This window comes from Pontibacter beigongshangensis (genome assembly GCF_014332515.1).
In the GTDB taxonomy this organism is placed as follows: domain Bacteria; phylum Bacteroidota; class Bacteroidia; order Cytophagales; family Hymenobacteraceae; genus Pontibacter; species Pontibacter beigongshangensis.
Window position 1 is genome coordinate 1 of sequence record NZ_VFSD01000038.1, and the last position, 20,200, is coordinate 20,200.

9 protein-coding genes are annotated in these 20,200 nt (G+C 51.4%); all 9 read left to right on the forward strand.

Translation table 11 applies throughout. The annotated features are described in order from the left end of the window. Positions 1–33 precede the first annotated feature (33 nt). The 9 genes from FJM74_RS21545 to FJM74_RS21585 all read left to right on the forward strand — a co-directional run bounded on the left by FJM74_RS21545 (position 34) and on the right by FJM74_RS21585 (position 20,154). Entirely contained in the window at positions 34–1,185 is a 1,152-nt protein-coding gene (locus FJM74_RS21545) for a glycoside hydrolase family 172 protein (protein WP_206684081.1), read from the forward strand. A 212-nt stretch (positions 1,186–1,397) separates the two neighbouring features. Beyond that, a complete protein-coding gene (locus FJM74_RS21550; RefSeq protein WP_206684082.1) occupies positions 1,398–3,497 on the forward strand; it encodes a glycoside hydrolase family protein in 2,100 nt (699 codons plus the stop codon). A gap of 39 nt (positions 3,498–3,536) precedes the next feature. Beyond that, positions 3,537–4,805, forward strand: a complete 1,269-nt coding sequence (locus FJM74_RS21555) for a DUF6786 family protein (RefSeq protein WP_187264720.1) — start codon at positions 3,537–3,539, stop codon at positions 4,803–4,805. Positions 4,806–5,232: 427 nt separating this feature from the next. Further along, a complete protein-coding gene (locus FJM74_RS21560) occupies positions 5,233–9,315 on the forward strand; it encodes a hybrid sensor histidine kinase/response regulator transcription factor (RefSeq protein ID WP_187264721.1) in 4,083 nt (1,360 codons plus the stop codon). Positions 9,316–9,825: 510 nt separating this feature from the next. Continuing rightward, positions 9,826–12,984, forward strand: coding sequence for a glycoside hydrolase family 2 TIM barrel-domain containing protein (locus FJM74_RS21565; protein ID WP_187264722.1), 3,159 nt, complete (start codon positions 9,826–9,828; stop codon positions 12,982–12,984). After that, positions 12,981–14,156: a glycoside hydrolase family 43 protein gene (locus tag FJM74_RS21570; RefSeq protein ID WP_187264723.1), complete on the forward strand. Its 1,176-nt coding sequence runs from the start codon at positions 12,981–12,983 to the stop codon at positions 14,154–14,156. Before FJM74_RS21565 ends, FJM74_RS21570 begins: the two co-directional genes overlap by 4 nt. Positions 14,157–14,357: 201 nt before the next feature. Then, positions 14,358–15,719, forward strand: a complete 1,362-nt coding sequence (locus FJM74_RS21575) for a BNR repeat-containing protein (protein WP_206684083.1) — start codon at positions 14,358–14,360, stop codon at positions 15,717–15,719. 260 nt (positions 15,720–15,979) lie between these two features. Further along, positions 15,980–17,410 carry a glycoside hydrolase family 88 protein gene (locus FJM74_RS21580; RefSeq protein WP_187264724.1) on the forward strand — a complete coding sequence of 477 codons (1,431 nt, stop codon included), beginning with the start codon at positions 15,980–15,982 and terminating at the stop codon, positions 17,408–17,410. A 554-nt stretch (positions 17,411–17,964) separates the two neighbouring features. Continuing rightward, positions 17,965–20,154 carry a family 43 glycosylhydrolase gene (locus FJM74_RS21585; RefSeq protein ID WP_241739291.1) on the forward strand — a complete coding sequence of 730 codons (2,190 nt, stop codon included), beginning with the start codon at positions 17,965–17,967 and terminating at the stop codon, positions 20,152–20,154. Positions 20,155–20,200: the final 46 nt, after the last annotated feature.

Genomic DNA, 20,200 nt, shown 5'->3' on the forward strand with positions numbered 1-20,200 from the left:
TAATCAAATTCATAATTTTTTTATTCTTACAACATGATGCGAAAAGTAATCACCCTCATCTGCTGCAGCCTGATCTGTTCGGCAGCTTGGGCTCAGAAAGCCGGCAGCTTTAATGGTTTGGAAATGAACATGGGCAACCTGTTCCGGTTGTCTGACGCCGAAACACGCTCTATAAGCCCGGAGAACATAACCGGCGAAAAGGGAAAAGGCGGCATGACTTCACTGGAGGAAGGAGTGCATGGCCACCAGGCGCGTGAACTGGGCGTGGGCTGGAAGACGAACCCTTTTGTCTGGATAGAAGGCGGACAGACCGTAACATTGGCAGAGATAGAAGGTCCCGGGGCCATTCAGCACATCTGGATGACGCCCACCGGCAACTGGCGCTACTCCATCCTTCGCTTTTACTGGGACGATGAGAAAGAGCCGTCGGTAGAGGTGCCTGTCGGCGACTTTTTCGGCATGGGCTGGGGCGAGTACGCACCGCTCAACTCCCTGCCGGTGCAGGTTAACCCGGGCAGCGCCTTTAACTGCTACTGGGTTATGCCGTTCCGCCGCAAGTGCCGCATCACCATGGAGAACATCAGCTCTGAGCGCATGAACCTGTTCTACCAGGTCGACTACACCCTGACCCAGGTGCCGGATGATGCCGCCTACTTCCATGCCCAGTTCAGGAGGAGCAACCCCACCGAAGGCTCCATCCACACATTAATAGATGGCATCAAAGGCAAGGGCCACTATGTAGGCACCTACATGGCCTGGCAGGTAAACAACAAAGGCTGGTGGGGCGAAGGTGAGATCAAGTTCTACATGGACGGCGACAAGAAATTCCCGACCATAAACGGCACCGGCGCCGAAGATTATTTCCTGGGCTCCTACAACTTCGAGAACAAAAAAACGCAGCAGTACGAAGAGTATTCCACGGCGCATGCCGGCTTGCACCAGGTTATCAGGCCCGATGGTTTATATGAATCGCAGCAGCGCTTTGGCATGTACCGTTGGCACGTGATGGACCCGATCCGGTTTAACAAAGACCTGCGCGTAACCATCCAAGACCTGGGCTGGCGAAGCGAGCACCGCTACCTGCCACAGAAGTCCGATATCAGCTCTGTGGTGTACTGGTACCAGACCGAGCCGCACGCCAAATTCCCGAAACTTCCGGCCAAAAACGACCTGGAGGTAAATTAGGAATTCAAGATCAGAAATGGTTGAGGCCGATGGACCAAAGAGCTGCGAACTTGCTGCAAATTCCTAAATATGGAACCTTCTTATGCAGCTAAAGGAACAGAACCCTCTGGAGGGCCATTTTCATTAGATTAATTTGAACGTGAGACGAGCAGTAAGCTTCAGAAGAGTTTGGCGCAGCACCATAAAAGCTTAAACAGCAGCACACAGCACCCATGATAAACACACATATGTTAGGTAACACCCTACTGATTGCCAGGCGGCAGATAAATTTTAAAGCAAGTTGGCTGATGCTCCTGCTGCTTGGCATTTCTGTAACCCAACTGGCGGCCCAGAACCTGCAGCGCGAACTGGCAGAAAACCTGACGTATAAGCTCCTCCTGAAACAGCCCGGCAACCCGGCGCAAGCCTACGACCTGAAAGCTGTCCAAGGGCAGGAGCAACTGCAGGCAGCAAACAAGCTGACGGTGAGTGTGAGCCAGAACATAAAGCAGGAAGCCGACCATGTGGCGCTCACCATCACCATAGAGGCCCTGCAAGATGCCTATTTTAGCCTGCAGGGGCAGTTTGTGGCCCCCGGCATTACCTACGACACCTCTTACCTGTACCTGCCGGGCTTCTGGTACCGCAAAAACCTCCGCTCCCCCGATAAAGCGCCTTCGGCCCGTGTCAGCAAAAACTGGATCGTGCGCGAAGACCGGCTGAGCTCGCCCCTGGTCGGGGTTTTTGACAAGCAGCAAAAGCAGAGCTACTCCCTGGCCCGCATGGATAAGCTGGAGCGGGAGGCGCTGGCACCCATCAGCCACGGCGAAGTGGTGCTGAGCGGACACTCAGACCTGGGAGCCGTGGGGTTCGGAGAAGCAGCGAACGGAGGAGCCTACCTGTCGTTTGCCTACCCGTACCAGGAAGCGCCGCACAGCTACTACCGCAAACTCACCCTCGGCGATCCGGTAACCTCGTTTCTGCTCCTGAAGCGCGGCGAAAAAGTAACCTTGCACTACCGGCTCATGAAGTTTGCCGCCACCGACTACGCCGACTACATGAAGCAGATCTGGACCCGCTCCTACGACATGTACCAGCCCAAGCCCGTAACCGACAACCAACTTACAGATGAGGAAATCAAACGCATCCTCACCAAATTCTACACCCAGTCTTATGTAGAGGCGGGCAACCTGAAAGGCTTTTCCGGCATTCACCTGCAAACGCACCTTTGCGAGAAGCTAAAGATCCTGGAAGTCGGGTTTATCGGGCGGGTGCTGCTGAATGCCTTTAACGCGCTGGAGTTTGCAGACCAGCACAAAGATGCGGAGCTTAGGCAGATAGCCCTGAACGTGCTGGGCAGCTACGAGCAGCACGGCTTCTCCGACACGGGCTTTTTCAGGGAGGTGGTGAATATGGAGAACAACACCGAAGAAACCACCTACTCCATCCGGAGGCAGTCGGAGGGCATCTACGCGGCCCTGCTGTACCTCGATTATGAGAAGCGCAACGGCCGGAAGCACCCGCAGTGGGAGAAAAACATACAAAGGCTGCTGACTAACGTCCTGAAGCTGCAGCAAAAAGACGGGCACTACCCGCGCAAGTTCAAAGGCGACCTGCACCTCGTAGACCCCACCGGCGGCAGTTCTCCCTCTGCGGTGCTGCCACTCGTAATGGCCTATAAATACTTCGGTGATGCCAAGTACCTGAACTCGGCCCGTAAGGTTATCGATTACCAGGAAAAGGAAATCATCTCCAAATCCGATTATTTTTCCTCCACCCTCGATGCCGACTGCGAAGACAAAGAGGCCTCGCTCTATGCGGCCACGGCACTTTACTACATGGCCATGGTGACCAAAGGCAAGGAGCGGGAACGGTATAAGCGGCTGGCGCAGCAGGCGGCTTACTTCACGCTGTCGTGGTACTACACCTGGGATGTGCCGTTTGCCCAGGGGCAGATGCTTGGCGATGTGGGCCTGAAAAGCCGCGGCTGGGGCAACGTGTCGGTAGAGAACAACCACATTGACGTGTTTATTTTTGAGTTCGACGAGGTGCTGAAATGGCTGGCGCAGGAAACCGGCGAGAAACGCTTTGCGGCCTTTGCAGATGTTATTCGCTCCTCTATGCGGGAGCAACTGCTGCCTTACCCGGGGCACATGGCCGACATTGCCAAAGAAGGCTACTACCCCGAGGTGGTGCAGCACACGCAGTGGGACTACGGCCACTTCGGAAAGGGCTTCTACAACCTGCACTTCGCCCCGGGCTGGACGGTAGCTTCTATCTGGGAACTGCTCACCGATAACCGCGCCAAAGATTACCTGACCCGGAAAAGATAAATAGCCTATAGTAACGCCCAACTTAAACCTCACCAGTTCATGTTCCACCTACTTCCATCTACAAAAACAGTCGCCCTCCTGCTGCTAGCGCTGAGCTTACAGGCATGCCAGCCATCAGAAAAAAAGGAAACGCAGCAGACAGAGGCAGCAGAAACAGCACAGGCAGAAGCGGGCACCTTTGGGTATGACCTTGACTTTTTGAGGAGCAAGGATGACAGCCTGATTGTACTCAAGGACGAGAGCGGAGAGGCGCAGGTGCTGGTTTCGGCCAAATACCAGGGCAAAGTTTTCACCTCTACCGCAGATGGTCTGGCTGGCAGGAGCTTTGGCTGGATCAATTACAAGGCTTTTGATGCAAAGCCGGACCCGCACATGAACGCCTACGGCGGCGAGAACCGGCTGTGGCTCGGTCCGGAAGGTGGCCGGTTCTCGGTCTTTTTCAAACCAGGCACCGACATGGTGTTCGACAACTGGGTGACACCACCTGCTATGGATACGGAGAGCTGGCAGGTAGCGTCCGGCAGCAGCAGTAGCAACCAGGTAACGCTGACAAAGGAGACGGAGCTGGTAAATTATGCCGGCACCACCCTGAAGGCCAGTATAAAACGCGACATACGCCTGCTGAGCACTGCCGACATAGAGCAGCAGCTGGGCATGAGGGCTGGCGATAACGTAAAAGCAGTAGGTTTCAGCACCGATAATGCCCTCACCAACGTGGGGGAGCAGGCCTGGACCAGGCAAACCGGCGCTCCCTGCATCTGGATTCTCGACATGTTCAACCCATCGCCCGGCACCGTCATTGTGCTGCCTTACCAGGAGCAGGCTCCGGGCAAGGTAGCCACCACCGACTATTTTGGCGAGATACCAGAAGACCGGATTACCTACAGGTCGGGAGTTCTTTTCTTTAAGGCAGATGGCGAGTCGAGGGGCAAGCTGGGGCTTTCGCCGGAGCGGGCCAAACCTGTTGCCGGCAGCTACGACCCCGCCAACCAGGTGCTCACCATCACCACCTTCGATGTAGACAACAAAGCCACCTACCTGAACCAGGAGTGGACTACCACAAAAGACCCGCTGAAAGGAGACGCCGTGAACGCGTACAACGACGGGCCGCTGGAGGATGGAAGCCAGATGGGGCCATTCTACGAGATAGAGAGCGTTTCCCCGGCCGCCTTCCTCAAGCCGAACCAGACCCTGACGCACCAGCACAACGTGTTCCATTTTACCGGCGACAAAGCAGGTCTCAACAGCATTTCCGAGAAAGTACTGGGCGTAACCCTCCAACAGATAGCAGAGGCCTTCAGTAAGTAAAGTGCTTTCTGTTGAATTCATGTTGCAGCAGCAGCAGCAGCAGCAGCAGCGACAGAAACCTCTGGAGGGCCATTTTCATTTAAATAATCCGGGCGCATAACCTGTTACGGGGTGCCAGCGGGAAATATTAATTCAACAAGTTTGGCACGGCAACAGGATTGGCTATGGAACAAATGGCAGTGGTTGGCTTGAGCGCAATAGTTGCACAGGGTAAGGCCGCCTTTTTACCAGGTAAATCAGGTAAAGTATTGTTTATTAATTAATTAGGTAAAATATCGTGGCGTTTGAAGGAGGGAAGGTATTCCTAGCTTTTTAAGACAAATGTGGTATATTTGGAACAATCATTAGTAAGAGATGTTCTGAAAGTCTGTTAGAAAGAGCTGTTGTTTAAAGAGCTCTTGCGCACGTTAAATTATTATCTCGCTGCATGAATGCACGTTTATTCTTCTTTTTTCTTTTTCTTCTCTCTGTTTCCAGGGCATTCTCACAGTCTTTCGGGTACCTGGGTATCGAGCATGGCCTGTCGAACAACACGGTGAATGCTATTTACAAAGACAGGATCGGGTTTATCTGGTTTGCCACCGACGACGGCCTGAACCAATACAACGGCTATCAGTTCAAGGTGTACCGCAACCGCATAGACGACACCACCTCGCTTATTCATAACCAGCTGATTACCTTAAACGGTGATTCTTTGGGCAATATCTGGGTGGGTACAAAAAAAGGCCTCTGCGTGCTAAACAGCAACACATCCGGTTTTTCGCTGGCCTATTATTACCCGCTGCAGGCAGCAGGTCGCAAAAAGATAGTAAACGATATTAATGAGATCGAAATTGACAAAGAGCAGCAGGTATTTGTAGGAACCGATAATTCCGGTCTGCTGGTAAGCAACACAGATCACAGGAACTTCCGGCAAGTAGCCTTACATTCGGAACCGAAAAATGCCTCCTACTCGGTCAGGGCGCTGCACATTGATGCCGATGGAAAGGTGTGGGTAATGGTGCAGCATGCAGGCCTGCATCGTTACAACCCCGAAACAAAACAGTTGCACCTGGTGGATAACGTTATCGATAAGGCAAATGTAATAAAGGCAGCAAACCGGAATGGACTCTGGATAGGCACTGATAAGGGGCTTTACCTGTACAACCACCGAACAAAGACCTACACGCATTACGGCAAGGGAACTGGTAAGCTGAGCAGCAGCAGGGTAGTAGATATCAACACCTCTGAAGAGAACCGCCTTTGGGTGGCTACAGATGGCGGAGGCGTTAATGTGCTCGATCTGACTACCGGTAAGATTACCGCCATACAAACGGGCACCGGAAAAACGCACCTGACCAGTAATGCCGTCACTTCCTTGCTCAAAGATGAAGAATCGAGGTGGTGGATTGGGCTGCAGCGGGGAGGCATAAACGTTTTAGACAAGAAAAAAGACAAGTTTACAACCATCAGGCAGGATTTGCTGAGCAAGAACCCTCTGGTAGATAATTTTACCCTGTCGTTCTGCGAGGATGCTGATAATGCTGTTTGGATAGGCACCGACGGAGGTGGTGTATCGCTGTGGAACCGGACCGATAACACCTTCCGGAACTTTGTGCACAACGAGAACGACCCCACCTCGCTAAGCAGCAACTATGCCACCAGCATCGTGAGGGATTATGCAGACAATATCTGGATAGCTACCTGGGACGGGGGCATAAACAGATATAACCGCGCCACCGGCACCTTTACTCACTACACCTGTGGCCCTCATAAATATGTCTGGAGACTGTATGAAGACAGCCAGAAAACGTTGTGGGCTGGCCTTACGGAAGATGGTCCGCTGTATAGGTACAACCGGGCAGCCGATGCATTTGAACTGTTTGACCCGAAACTGGTTCAACCCATCACCATTCTGGAAGACTGGGCAAAAACACTCTGGATTGGCACCTACAATGAGCTGGTAAAAGTCGACAAGAAAGACAAAAAGCATAAACGGTATACATTAAACTACCCGGTGCGTGCCTTGTACCAGGACAAGCGTGGCAACCTGTGGGTAGGTTCGCAGGGGCATGGCCTGTTGCACTTCGACCCTGTTTCCGAAAAATTTACGTCCTACACCGAAACCGAGGGGCTGGCCAACAACTCGGTGCATACCATAGAAGAAGATAGTCACGGCAAACTGTGGATCAGCACCTACCACGGCATTTCGTCTTTCGACCCCCAAACCAAAGAATTTGATAACTATTATGAGGCCGATGGGCTACAGAGCAACCAGTTTAACTACAATGCCTCTTTAAAGCTGAGTTCAGGCGAGCTGTTGTTCGGTGGAATCAAAGGCTTTAATATTTTCCATCCGGATAGCGTGCAGATGCATCATGCGTTCCCCAACCTGGTTATTTCCGGCATCCAGTTGTTCAACAAACCAGTTACGCCGGCCGACAATATCATAAAGGCGGGCCAGAGCCTGTATGATGTCAGCAATATTACGCTGCCTTACGACAAAGCCTTTATCTCATTCAGTTTCAGCGCTCTGGAGTTTACGGCGCCTGAAAAGATTGCCTATGCCTATATGCTGGAAGGCTGGGATAAAACCTGGAACTATGCCGGCGACCAGCGCACTGCCAGCTATTCTAACCTGCGCGAAGGAAACTATATTTTACGCATCAAATCGACTAATGCCGAAGGTGTCTGGAACGAGCAGGAGCGGGTCGTGCACATCCGGGTGCTGCCGCCCTGGTACCGAAGCTGGTGGGCCTATGGTGCCTACGCGGCATTAGTGGCAGGACTGGTATATGGCTACAGCAGGTACAAAGCCAAACAAACCCGCCTGAAGTACGAGCTGGATATAGCCCGGATTAAGGCAGAAAAGGAAACCGAACTGAACGAGAAAAAGATATCGTTCTTTACAAACGTGTCGCATGAGTTCCGGACCCCCTTAACGCTGATCATAAACCCTATTAAGGAGCTTGCCGATAAAAAACGCGACCACTTAAGTTACCAGGACCTGGCTGTGGTTTACCGGAATGCCCGCAGGCTGCTGGGGCTCGTAGACCAGTTGTTGCTCTTCAGAAAGGCCGATAGTGGCGAAGACAGCCTTAAAATAGGGAAGCTGCCCATGCATACGATTTGCGAAGAGGTATACCTTAGTTTTACGCACCAGGCCAAAACCAAAAATATTACCTACACCTTCAGCTGCGCCAACAAATCGGTCAGCATTTTTGGAGACCGTGAAAAGATAGAGATCCTGCTGTTTAACCTGCTGTCTAATGCGTTTAAGTTTACTCCCGCTTCTGGCACCATCGAGCTACGGCTGGTGGAGCTAAACAAGCAGGTGGAGATAACCGTGCAGGACAGTGGCTGCGGCATTCCGCCAGAAACAGGCGAGAAGCTGTTCAACAAGTTTCAGCAGGTTTATGGCTCTGGCAAGGCGGCAACCGGCGGCTTTGGCATAGGTTTGTACCTGGTCAAAAAATTTGTGGAGAGCCACCAGGGGGAAATTTTGTACGCAAGCGAAGTAGGTAAAGGAACCCGGTTTACGGTTGTATTGCCTACTGTGCCGGACAATGTTCCTGCCGGTGTTCTGGATGAAGAATGCACCAGGGGCTCTGCTTTTCTGGAGGAGCTGGTGGTGGCAACACAACCCGCAGAAGAACCTGTGGTGGCGGAAGAAGTGCAACAGGATACCGAATTAGACCTCCTGATTTCTGAAAAACCGACCATGCTGCTCGTAGAGGATAATGCAGAAATACGGCAGTATATCCGGCAAATCTTTACAGATTCGTTCTCGGTACTGGAAGCTGAGCATGGTGAGGCTGGTTTGGCACTTGCCCAGGAACATCTGCCAGATATTATCATCAGTGATGTGATGATGGAAGTAATGGATGGTCTGGAGTTGTGCCTGAAAATAAAGGAAAACGCTTCTTTAAACCATATCCCTATTATTCTTCTTACAGCCAGTTCCTCTCCCGAGTTCAGGCTGAAAGGGATAGAAGGAGGGGCCGTGGATTATATTACAAAACCGTTTCAGAAAGACCTGCTGGTAGCCCGTGTCGAAAGCGTGCTGAAGAGCAGGGACAATCTGCAGCAGTTTTTCTACAATCAGGTTACGCTCAAATCGAACAGGCATAAAATATCTGCCGAGTACAGCGACTTTTTCGATGCCTGCGTGGAGACCATCGAAAGGCATATGGATGATTCGGATTTTAACGTAAAGGTATTTGCACGTGAAATGGGCATGAGCCATTCCAATCTGTATAAGCGGGTAAAAGACATCTCGGGCAGGTCTGTCAACGACTTTATCCGGTTTATCAGGTTGCGCAAGGTGGCCAAGGTGCTGATAAACACCGATTGCAAGGTTAACGAAGCAGCATTCCAGGCGGGCTTCAACGACATTAAATACTTCAGGGAGCAGTTTAACAAGCTTTTCGGAATGAATCCATCTGAGTACATTAAAAAATACCGGAAGCCGTTTCATAAAAACTATACCCTAAACGAGAAAGTGTTTAAAGAGGAGGAGATCGTAACATAAGATGCCTTTACGCAGGACGTTAATAGTTTCTGCTTGGTCTCCTGTGGCTGGCTCCGGGGCAATTATGCTAATCAAAATGGCCTTCCTGCGAGTACTCCCACTGCTGCCGCTGCTGCTGAACCCCTACCGTTAAGCCTCCGGGTTGGCACAGGGAGGAGCGGTAGCCAGTGCAGAAAACGTGGTGATGGCTTCTTTAAATATGGGAGCAAAACTATCCAGACCCGAAAAGTAGAAACATGGGGTATAAAATCGCCCGAAGCGCCTGAATTACCAATATACCCCCTATAAACAGAGGCTTTTTCCCCCTTCCAAGTGCTGCAATTATCTGAATTTTGACAAAATGAAAATCTGGGAGCCTTCAATTCAGGCTAAAATAACGAATGTAAGTTTTTTTTATCTTGTAGCGACCGCCCTAACAAATAGATCCGGCTCGCCTCAAGTTGTGAGAAAGAAGCATGAAAGAGTTAAAAACAGATTCAACATTATCATCCAAAATAATTAAAGCGTTTTATGTTCAAGCTTAATGTATTAATCCTGTGCTGCCTCTTTATATCGCAGCTGCTTGCGGCGCAGCAGGCAGGGAACGAGTGGGAAAACCCGAAGGTGTATGAGCGTAATAAAGAAAAGCCGCATGTGCATTTTATGCTGTTCAGCAATGCGGAAGACGCCCGGAAAAACGACTACAGCAAGTCGCCTTTTCACCAGTCGCTGAACGGAGACTGGAAGTTCTCTATCGTGAAAACACCGGCCGAGCGCCCGAAAGACTTTTACAAGCCCGGGTTCGACGACAGCAAATGGACCACCATACCGGTGCCGTCTAACTGGGAAATAGAAGGGCACGACATTCCGATCTATACCAACGTGCGCTATCCTTTCCCGGCCAAGCCGCCCGTTATCGACCAGGCCTACAACCCAGTGGGCACCTACCGCCGCAACTTCACGGTGCCAGCTGCCTGGAACGGGCAGGAGATCATGCTCAACTTTGGCTCGATCTCGGGCTACGCGCTGGTGTATATAAATGGCCGGGAAGTAGGCATGACGAAGGCTTCTAAAACGCCAGCTGAGTTTAACGTGACCAAGTTCCTGAAGCCGGGAGAGAACCAGCTGGCCGTGCAGGTTATCCGCTGGCACGATGGCAGCTACCTCGAAGACCAGGATTTCTGGCGTTTGAGCGGCATAGAGCGGGATGTGTTCCTGCAGGCGCTGCCAAAGCTTACCCTCTGGGACTATTTTATAAAGGCCGACCTCGATAACAGCTATAAGAACGGTGTGTTCAGCGCTGCCGTAGACCTGCGCAAGTTCGAGGGCAAAACAGCCGATAAAGCGACCGTAAGTGTGGAGATCTTTGATAAGAGCAACACAAAAGTATTCTCGCAGGAGAAAAGCATCTCTACCAAAGGAGCAGGAAAGCTACAACTGGCTTTTAACGGAAACCTGAACAATGTAATGCCGTGGAGTGCCGAGCATCCGAACCTGTACGACTGTGTTATCACCCTGAAAGATGACAAAGGAAAGACAGTAGGCATGACCGGCAATAAGATCGGCTTCCGGAAAGTGGAGCTGAGAGATGCGCAGATGCTGGTAAACGGAGTTCCTGTGCTGATGAAAGGCGTAAACCGCCACGAACACGACGATGTAACCGGGCACAGGCCAACCAAAGAATCGATGCTCAAAGACATTGAGCTGATGAAACTCAACAACATCAACGCCGTGCGCACCAGCCACTACCCCAACGACCCGCTCTGGTACAAACTCTGCGATGAATACGGACTGTACCTGGTGGATGAGGCCAACATTGAAACCCATGGCATGGGAGCCGAGTGGCAGGGGAATTTTGACAAGAGCAAGCACCCGGCCTACCTGCCAGAGTGGGCGCCGGCCCACATGGACCGCATTGTGCGGATGCTGGAGCGCGACAAGAACCACGCCTCTATTATTATGTGGAGCATGGGCAATGAGTGCGGCAACGGCCCTGTGTTTTACGATGCCTATAAGTGGATAAAAACCCGCGACAACTCCCGTTTGGTAATGTTTGAGCAGGCAGGAGAGAACGAGAACACCGATATAGTAGGACCTATGTACCCGGGCATCGAAAGCATGAAAAAGTATGCCGCAGCCAAAGACAAGTACCGCCCTTACATTATGTGCGAATATGCGCATGCCATGGGCAACAGCGTGGGCAACTTCCAGACCTACTGGGATATCATTAACAGCAGCAGGCACATGCAGGGTGGCTTTATCTGGGATTGGGTAGACCAGGGCCTGAAAACCAAAGACAAAGACGGCAACGTGTTCTGGGCATACGGCGGCGACCTGGGTGGCGACAAGCTGCACCACGACGAGAACTTCAATGCCAATGGCGTTGTATCTGCGAACCGCACCCCACACCCTGGCCTGCACGAGGTAAAGAAAGTGTATGCCGACATTCAGTTCGGCGCTAAAGATCCGCTGAAAGGCGTGATTACCGTAGAGAACCAGTTCGGGTTTACCAACCTCGACCAATACAGCTTTAAATGGCAGCTCATTAAAAACGGCACCTTACAAAAAGAAGGAGACTTTGCCGTAGCACTGGCGCCACAGGAACGAAAAGAGGTAACACTGCCCTTGCCGGCCATCAGCACCAGGAGCGGCGAAGAGTACTTTCTGAATGTGTTTGCCTACACCAAAACGGCCAGCCCGTTTGTGCCTGCGGGCCACGAAGTTTCGCGCCATCAATTCGACCTGAGCGACAATGCCTACTTTGCCAACACCGGCGAAGCAGCCGGTAAACTGAAGATCAGGACAAAAGGCAACACGCTCAGCTTTACGTCTGGAGATGTGGCCGGTGAGTTCGATATTAGAACCGGGGAGCTACTAACTTTTGGGCAGAATGGCCAGAAAGCGATTAGCAAGTTTCCGGAGCCATATTTCTGGCGCGCCCCTACCGATAACGACTTTGGCAACAAAATGCCCGAAAGGCTGGGTGTTTGGAAAGAGGCCCACAAAAACATGAAACTGGTGAACGTGCAGGTGGGCAAGAAGCAGGCGCAGGGCCAGCCGATTAAAGTTACCTATGAGCTTACCGACAAGAAAATACCCTATACCATCGACTATCTGATCCAGAACGATGGTGCCGTACAGGTAACTGCCTCTATCGACATGACCGGTATAGAAATGCCGGAACTGCCAAGGTTTGGCATGCGCATGGAACTGCCAAAGGAGTACGACAACCTGCATTATTATGGCCGTGGCCCCTGGGAGAATTACAGCGATCGTAACTCTGCCTCGCTGGTGGGGCTTTACAGAGACAAAGTGAGCGACCAGTTCCATGAGTACTATATCCGTCCGCAGGAAAGCGGGAACAAGACGGATGTGCGCTGGGTAGAGCTTACCAATGGTGCTGGCAGCGGCATTATAGTAGAAGGGCTGCAACCCCTCAACTTTACGGCCCTTAACTACCTGACCGAAGACCTAGACCCGGGCCTGAAAAAGCAGAACCGGCACCCTATAGACCTGAAAGAGCGCGACCTGGTAAGCCTGCATGTAGACCTGAAGCAGCGTGGACTGGGTGGCGACGATAGCTGGGGCCGCCTGCCACATGAGCCTTACAGGTTGCACGACAAGCAGTATAGCTACAGCTACCTGATCAGGCCTATTACCAAAGCAACTTCTAAACTATCTCAGAAATGAGGAGCTGGCTTGGCTTTCTGATACTTTTACTGTTGCTGGCGAGGGCTATTTCCCTGCCAGCACAAAAAGCGGAAGGACCTGTGGCGGCCATCCGGTCGGGCGAGATCTGGCCTGATACGGATGGCAACCATATTAACGCGCACGGTGGAGGTGTTCTGTATCATGAAGGAAAGTACTACTGGTTCGGGGAGCACAAAACAGCGGGCCGGGGCGGTAACAGCACCCTGTTCGGCGTTGGTTGCTATTCTTCCGGCGACCTGTACAACTGGCAGAACGAAGGTATTGTGCTGAAGGTAGTGGACGACGAAACTTCGGAGATTGTGAAAGGCTGCGTGATTGAAAGGCCGAAAGTGGTGTACAATGCCAAAACCAGGAAGTTTGTAATGTGGTTTCACCTGGAGCTGAAAGGCAAAGGCTACGAAGCTGCCAGAACCGGAGTAGCCATCAGCGATTCTCCCACAGGGCCGTTTACATACCTGACATCATACAGGCCCAACGCAGGAGACTGGCCGATAAATGTGCCCGTAAGCCTGAAGGACAAAAAGGTAGACGAAACCAAGTTGGAATGGTGGACAAAACCCTGGACAAAGGAGGTGGAGGAGGGCCTGCTTTTACGACGCGACCTAAAGGAAGGCCAGATGGCCCGCGACATGACCGTGTTTGTAGACGATGATGGCAAAGCCTATCACATTCATTCTGCAGAAGAAAACCTGACCCTGCACATTTCCGAACTCTCCGACGACTATTTGTCTTTTACCGGTAAGTACAGTGTGCTGGCACCTGCCGGCCACAACGAGGCCCCGGCCATCTGCAAGCGCAATGGCAAGTACTACATGATCACTTCCGGCTGTACCGGCTGGGACCCCAATGCGGCACGCTCCTTTGTGGCAGCCTCTGTTATGGGGCCCTGGAAACCTTTGGGCAACCCCTGTGTGGGAGAAGGAGCGGAGCTTACCTTTGAGTCGCAGAGCACCTTTTTACTGCCGGTGCAGGGTAAGAAAGACGCCTATATTTTTATGGCCGACCGCTGGCGTCCCAAAAACCCCATAGATGGCCGCTATGTATGGCTGCCCCTGGAGTTTGAAGGAGAAAAGCCGGTTCTGAGATGGCAGGACGAGTGGAGCCTGGAGGTGTTTGATAAGAAACAGAAAAGCGAAGCTTCACTGAAATAAGCAGCAACAGCAAAAGGCCAGGAGGATGACAAACTGGAATTATTCTAATGAAAAATGCCCTCCCGGTTGCACCTTATTTGCTGATGCTGCTGCTGTAGCTGTGCCAGTGTAAAAAATCTTGTTAAATTGAACTGGTTTGAGTTAAGTATGCTGATTTTTGCAGCGAATTCTGATGCACCTGATCAGTTCAGAGGCCTTTACATGAAGTATAAAAATAACATTCTCCAGACATTATTTTCAGGTGCCACCATGTGCATGCTGCTTCTGGGAGCGTTCAGCTGCCAAAGTACGAGGTCAGGTGCTAAAGCACAGGCAGAAGCGCCCAGAACCATACAGGTGGCCGATGGCTGGGCCAATAACTCAGTTAATGTGGTGGTGTTCCGTAAAAATTCGCTTGTAACGCACCAGGGCATACAGTATGCCGCCTGGTACGATGCCGACCGCCATGTGGTGCTGGCCAGGCGAAAAAGCGGCGCAGAAAACTGGGAGATCCGGAAAACCGGTTTTACAGGCAATGCCGCTGATGCGCACAACTCCATCAGTATTATGGTAGATGGCGATGGTTACCTGCACCTTTCCTGGGACCACCACAACCACAAGCTCAACTACGCCCGCAGTGTGAGCCCCGGCTCCCTGGAGCTAACCAGCAAAATGCCCATGACTGGCCAGAATGAAGGCGCTGTTTCTTACCCGGAGTTTTACCGGCTGCAGAACGGTAACCTGATGTTCTTTTACCGCGATGGTGGCTCCGGCCGGGGCAACATGGTCATCAACAGCTACGATACCGGCACAAAGAAATGGACCCAGCTGCACCCCAACCTGATCAGCGGCGAAGGCAAGCGCAATGCCTACTGGCAAGCCTACATCGACAGGCAAGGCACCATCCATGTGTCGTGGGTGTGGCGGGAGAGCCCTGATGTTGCCAGTAACCACGACCTGAGCTACGCCCGCTCCACCGATGGCGGCAGAACCTGGACAAAATCTACCGGGGAAAGATACGCCGTTCCGATTGTGGAAGCGAGCGGCGAAAGAGCCTGGACCATACCGCAGAACAGTGAATTGATAAACCAGACCTCTATGGGAGCTGACGAGAAAGGCAACCCGTTTATCGCCACGTACTGGCGCGAGGCTGGCTCCGATGTTCCGCAGTACCACCTGGTGTACCACACCGGTAGCCAGTGGCAGGCGCTGCCCTTAGACTTTCGCACCACCCCATTCAGCCTGAGCGGCGTGGGTACCAAGCGCATCCCGATTGCCAGGCCGCAGGTGCTGGTGAAAAATGCCGGCGACAAAACATCTGTGCTCATGCTTTTCCGCGATGAGGAAAGAGGCAACAAGGCATCGGCCGTGGTGATAGATAAACTGGCAGACGCAACCTGGACGATCATGGACCTGACACAGGAGTCGCTGGGTTCCTGGGAACCGACCTACGACACGGAACTGTGGAAGGAAAAAGGCGTCCTGAACCTGTTTGTGCAGCAGGTGGAGCAGGTAGACGGTGAAGGCCGTGCCAACCTGCCGCCCCAACCCATACAGGTGGTGGAGTGGAAGCCAGCTTTTTAGATGGAAGACCTTTGATTAGGTAAGAGTTAAAAGTTATGAGTTAAGAGTTGATTTTTCATTTATTCAATCTCTCATTCATTCAGGACTTTCATCCTCCATCTTCACATTCCCGAATCAACCATTTAACAATTTAACCATTAAACAATTTAACAATCAACAACTAACAACCAGCAATCCAACCTTTGCTGATGCAGCAGTTTCGGTTGCCAATAGTTGCCAATATAGTAAGCAATAAAGCCAAACGGCCATAATAATTCAGTATGAAGAAGAACTTGATTACCTGTTTCACCCTTCTTTTATTCCTGTGCGGCGCGCTTGCGACTACTGCCATAGCGCAGTCAGGTGCACCGGCCATGCCTGCCTCCACGGCAGAAGTAGAAGCTGTTATCAAAAAAGCTAACAGTTACTGGCAGACATCAAACCCAAACCACGGCCGTTCTTTCTGGGACAATGCCGCCTACCACACCGGCAATATGGAGGCCTACAAGGTTACCGGCATCGAAGCCTACAAGAACTACTCCGAGGCCTGGGCCGAGCATAACGAATGGAAAGGTGCCAAATCAGACGACAAGTCGAACTGGAAGTACTCGTATGGCGAATCAGATGAGTATGTGCTGTTCGGCGATTACCAGATTGCTTTCCAGACCTACATCGACCTGTATAACCTGGACGAGGTAAAGGACCCGAAAAAGATTGCCCGTGCCCGCGAGGTAATGGAGTACCAGATGAGCACCCCCAACAACGACTACTGGTGGTGGGCCGATGGCCTCTATATGGTGATGCCTGTGATGACCAAACTCTATAACGTAACTGGCAACAAGCAGTATCTGGAGAAACTGCACGAGTACCTTGCGTTTGCCAACTCCATTATGTACGACGAGGAGGAGAAACTCTACTACCGCGATGCCAAATACGTGTATCCCAAACATAAAAGCGCAAACGGTAAAAAAGACTTCTGGGCGCGTGGCGATGGCTGGGTATTTGCCGGACTTGCCAAAGTGCTGCAGGATCTGCCAATAGATGATCCGCACCGCAACGAGTATATCGAAAAGTATGTAGGCATGGCAGAGGCCATTAAAAACTCGCAACAGCCCGAAGGCTACTGGACCCGCAGCATGCTCGACCCGCAGCACGCACCCGGCCCGGAGTCGAGCGGCACTTCTTTCTTTACCTACGGGCTGCTCTGGGGCATCAACAATGGCTTTCTGGACAGAGAAGAGTACCTGCCAACAGCACTGAAGGGCTACCAGTTTCTGACCACTGTCGCGCTGCAGCCAAACGGCCGGGTTGGCTACGTGCAGCCCATCGGCGAAAGAGCCATACCGGGGCAGGTGGTAGATGCCAACTCCACGGCCAACTTCGGCGTTGGAGCCTTTTTGCTGGCCACCTCCGAAATGCACCGCATGGTGGAGAAGGCAGCAGTGGAAGCCGGTATAAAAGAAAGCGCACTGGCCAAAAGTATTTCGGTGTACCCCTGGCCGGCCCGCTCGGAAGTAACGGTTCAGTTACCGGAAGGCATGAGCTGCAAAAATGTTTTGGCAACCGACATGCAGGGGCGCCGGGTGGCGGAGTTTAAAGGTAAGTTCAATGGGGAAAAAGTGCTAAAGTTCGATCATCTGCCCAAAGCGCAGTATATTCTCCGTCTAAAAACAAACAAAGGCAAGGTAACCAAAACAATGCTGGTGCAATAAACAACCTCGGTTCAGAATTATTCTAATAAAAATGGACCTCCGGAGGCTTTTCTCCTGCTGCTGCTTAAGCCTCGCCGTGTCTACAGGACCTGTACGTGTTTTGTTAGTGCTGCGGGAGATTAAAAATGGAGGTGTTATAATCTAGTTATCATCCAGAAAAGCAGGCTGTCTTATTTAAAAACTGATGGTAAGCAGAAATCTATTATAGTTGAAAAGTCCCCCTTTGAAGGGGGTAAGGGGGATGACCCACGGGCTATGAAATATAATCTGGTTCTACAGTCTGTACGAAAACAGTTTGTTCGCAGGAGTAAATCATCCCCCAGCCCCCTTCAAAGGGGGACAAAATATGCACTACTTAACATCAATCAAAAGTTAAGTTAACAGTGTAATTACCTTAACCCTTACAAACTAAAGCAGCACCAGGAGCAGCCTGCAACCATTTAGCGGGTTTAATCACAACACAAACAAAAAAACAAAAGAGGGTTCCGCAAGCAGTAGCACCCTCTTTTACGATGATGGTATTACCTCCAAAAACAGCAGAATAATTTACTTAGATGAAGAAGCATAACATTTTTAGTTTCATGGTACTGTGCATGTTGTTTGCGGCCTGTTCGCAGCGTGTGGCAAACGAGGTGGGCGCAAACAAGAGCCGCAATACTGCCACACAAAACTATAGCGCCTATCTGTTTACCTACTTCACCGGCAACTCCAAAGAGCAGGAGGCCATTCGGTTTGCCATCAGCACCGATGGCTATAACTACCGGGCGCTAAACAGCAATAAACCGGTTATAAATTCAGCCGATATCAGTTCCACAGGGGGCGTACGCGACCCGCATATTCTGCGTGGGGCCGATGGCAAAACCTTTTACATGGTGGTGACCGATATGGTGTCGGCCAATGGCTGGAGCTCTAACAGGGCGATGGTCCTGCTTAAGTCCACCGACCTGATTAACTGGACTTCCAGCATCGTGAACATCCAGAAAAGATTTCCCGGCAACGAAGACCTGCTCCGGGTGTGGGCCCCGCAGACCATCTACGATCCTGAAGTTGGCAAATACATGCTCTACTGGTCTATGAAGCACGGCGATGCCCCGGACATTATTTACTATGCCTATGCCAACGAAGATTTCACTGATCTGGAAACAGAACCAAAGCAACTCTTCTTTAATCCGGGCAAGGGCGCCAGCATAGATGGCGACATTATTTTTAAGGACGGCAAATACCACCTCTTCTTTAAAACAGAGGATGCCGGTTCCGGTTTAAAAGTAGCCGTGTCTGATAAGTTGACAGAAGGATATGTGCTGCGCGATAAATTTGTGCAGCAAACAAAGGAGGCCGTAGAGGGTTCAAGCGTTTTTAAACTTAACAATGGCGATGGTTACATCCTGATGTACGACGTGTACATGAAAGGAACCTACCAGTTTGCCAAAACCAAAGACCTGGAAAACTTTGAGGTGATAGACCAGGACATTTCCATGAACTTCCATCCGCGTCACGGCACGGTGCTGCCCATTACAGCTGCAGAAGCGGAAGCTTTAATGCAGAAGTGGGGATCAGAAGCGGAGGCATTTCATGCCCCAAAAGCAGAAGCCATCAAAAAAATAAATATAGCCTTAGACACGGCAGCAAAAAACCTGTACCTGCCGGTTAAGCCAGGCACCAGTCTCACTTCCTTCGATCCTGCCTTCAGTACCCTGCCGGGATTGACCTTATTGCCAGAAGGAGCCCAGAACTTTGCGGCCGGACCGGTAACCTATTCGGCTGCCCTAAAAGGAAGTACCCCACAAGCTTACAAAGTAGCAGTAAAAGAATATGGCAATCCGGTGCTGGAGGGCTTATATGCCGATCCGGACATTATTTACGCTGAGAAAACTGGTAAATTTTATATCTACCCGACCAGCGATGGCTTTACCGGCTGGTCAGGCACGTATTTCAAGACCTTCTCTTCTGATAATTTAGTCGACTGGAAAGATGAAGGCGTGATCCTGGACCTGCCAAAGGATGTAAGCTGGGCCGACAGAAATGCCTGGGCTCCCTGCATTATCGAGAAGAAGGTGAACGGCCAGTACAAATACTTTTACTATTTCACGGCAGCACAAAAAATAGGTGTGGCAGTAGCCGACAACCCGACCGGGCCATTTGTAGATTCAGGAAAACCACTGCTCGATAAGTTTCCGGAGGGCGTTACGCGCGGCCAGCAGATTGACCCGGACGTATTCACCGACCCGAAAAGCGGCAAAAGCTACCTGTACTGGGGCAATGGCTATATGGCCGGGGCGGAGTTGAACGAGGACATGGTTTCGCTGAAACCGGGCACCACCAAAGTTATGACGCCTGTAAGATCCTACAACGAAGGCACACATGTGTTTTTCAGAAATGGAAAGTACTACTTTATGTGGTCTGAGAACGATACCCGCGACGAGAATTACCAGGTGCGCTACGGTACGTCTGATTCACCACTTGGGAAGATAACGCTGCCTCAGGAGAACCTGGTTATTGTAAAAGACAAAGAGGCAGGCATTTACGGCACCGGCCACCATTCGGTAATACAAATTCCGGGCAAAGATGAGTGGTACATTGTTTACCACCGGTTCAACTACCCAAAGGGCATTACCATGGGGCAGGCTGCTGGTTACAACCGTGAAGTGTGCATCGACAAAATGGAGTTTAACGCCGATGGCAGCATAAAACAGTCCAGGCCAACGCACGAGGGGATTAAGACCGTTAGGCTGCAGCAGCAGTAGCAAAGGTTAATAAAGAACTTGTTAAGTCGCTTTTTATCAAATTATA

Excerpts from the sequence above, each read along its gene's own strand:
- FJM74_RS21545 (WP_206684081.1), top strand. The coding sequence starts at position 34 with ATGATGCGAAAAGTAATCACCCTCATCTGCTGCAGCCTGATCTGTTCG.
- FJM74_RS21550 (WP_206684082.1), top strand. The coding sequence starts at position 1,398 with ATGATAAACACACATATGTTAGGTAACACCCTACTGATTGCCAGGCGG.
- FJM74_RS21555 (WP_187264720.1), top strand. The coding sequence starts at position 3,537 with ATGTTCCACCTACTTCCATCTACAAAAACAGTCGCCCTCCTGCTGCTA.
- FJM74_RS21560 (WP_187264721.1), top strand. The coding sequence starts at position 5,233 with ATGAATGCACGTTTATTCTTCTTTTTTCTTTTTCTTCTCTCTGTTTCC.
- FJM74_RS21565 (WP_187264722.1), top strand. The coding sequence starts at position 9,826 with ATGTTCAAGCTTAATGTATTAATCCTGTGCTGCCTCTTTATATCGCAG.
- FJM74_RS21570 (WP_187264723.1), top strand. The coding sequence starts at position 12,981 with ATGAGGAGCTGGCTTGGCTTTCTGATACTTTTACTGTTGCTGGCGAGG.
- FJM74_RS21575 (WP_206684083.1), top strand. The coding sequence starts at position 14,358 with ATGAAGTATAAAAATAACATTCTCCAGACATTATTTTCAGGTGCCACC.
- FJM74_RS21580 (WP_187264724.1), top strand. The coding sequence starts at position 15,980 with ATGAAGAAGAACTTGATTACCTGTTTCACCCTTCTTTTATTCCTGTGC.
- FJM74_RS21585 (WP_241739291.1), top strand. The coding sequence starts at position 17,965 with ATGAAGAAGCATAACATTTTTAGTTTCATGGTACTGTGCATGTTGTTT.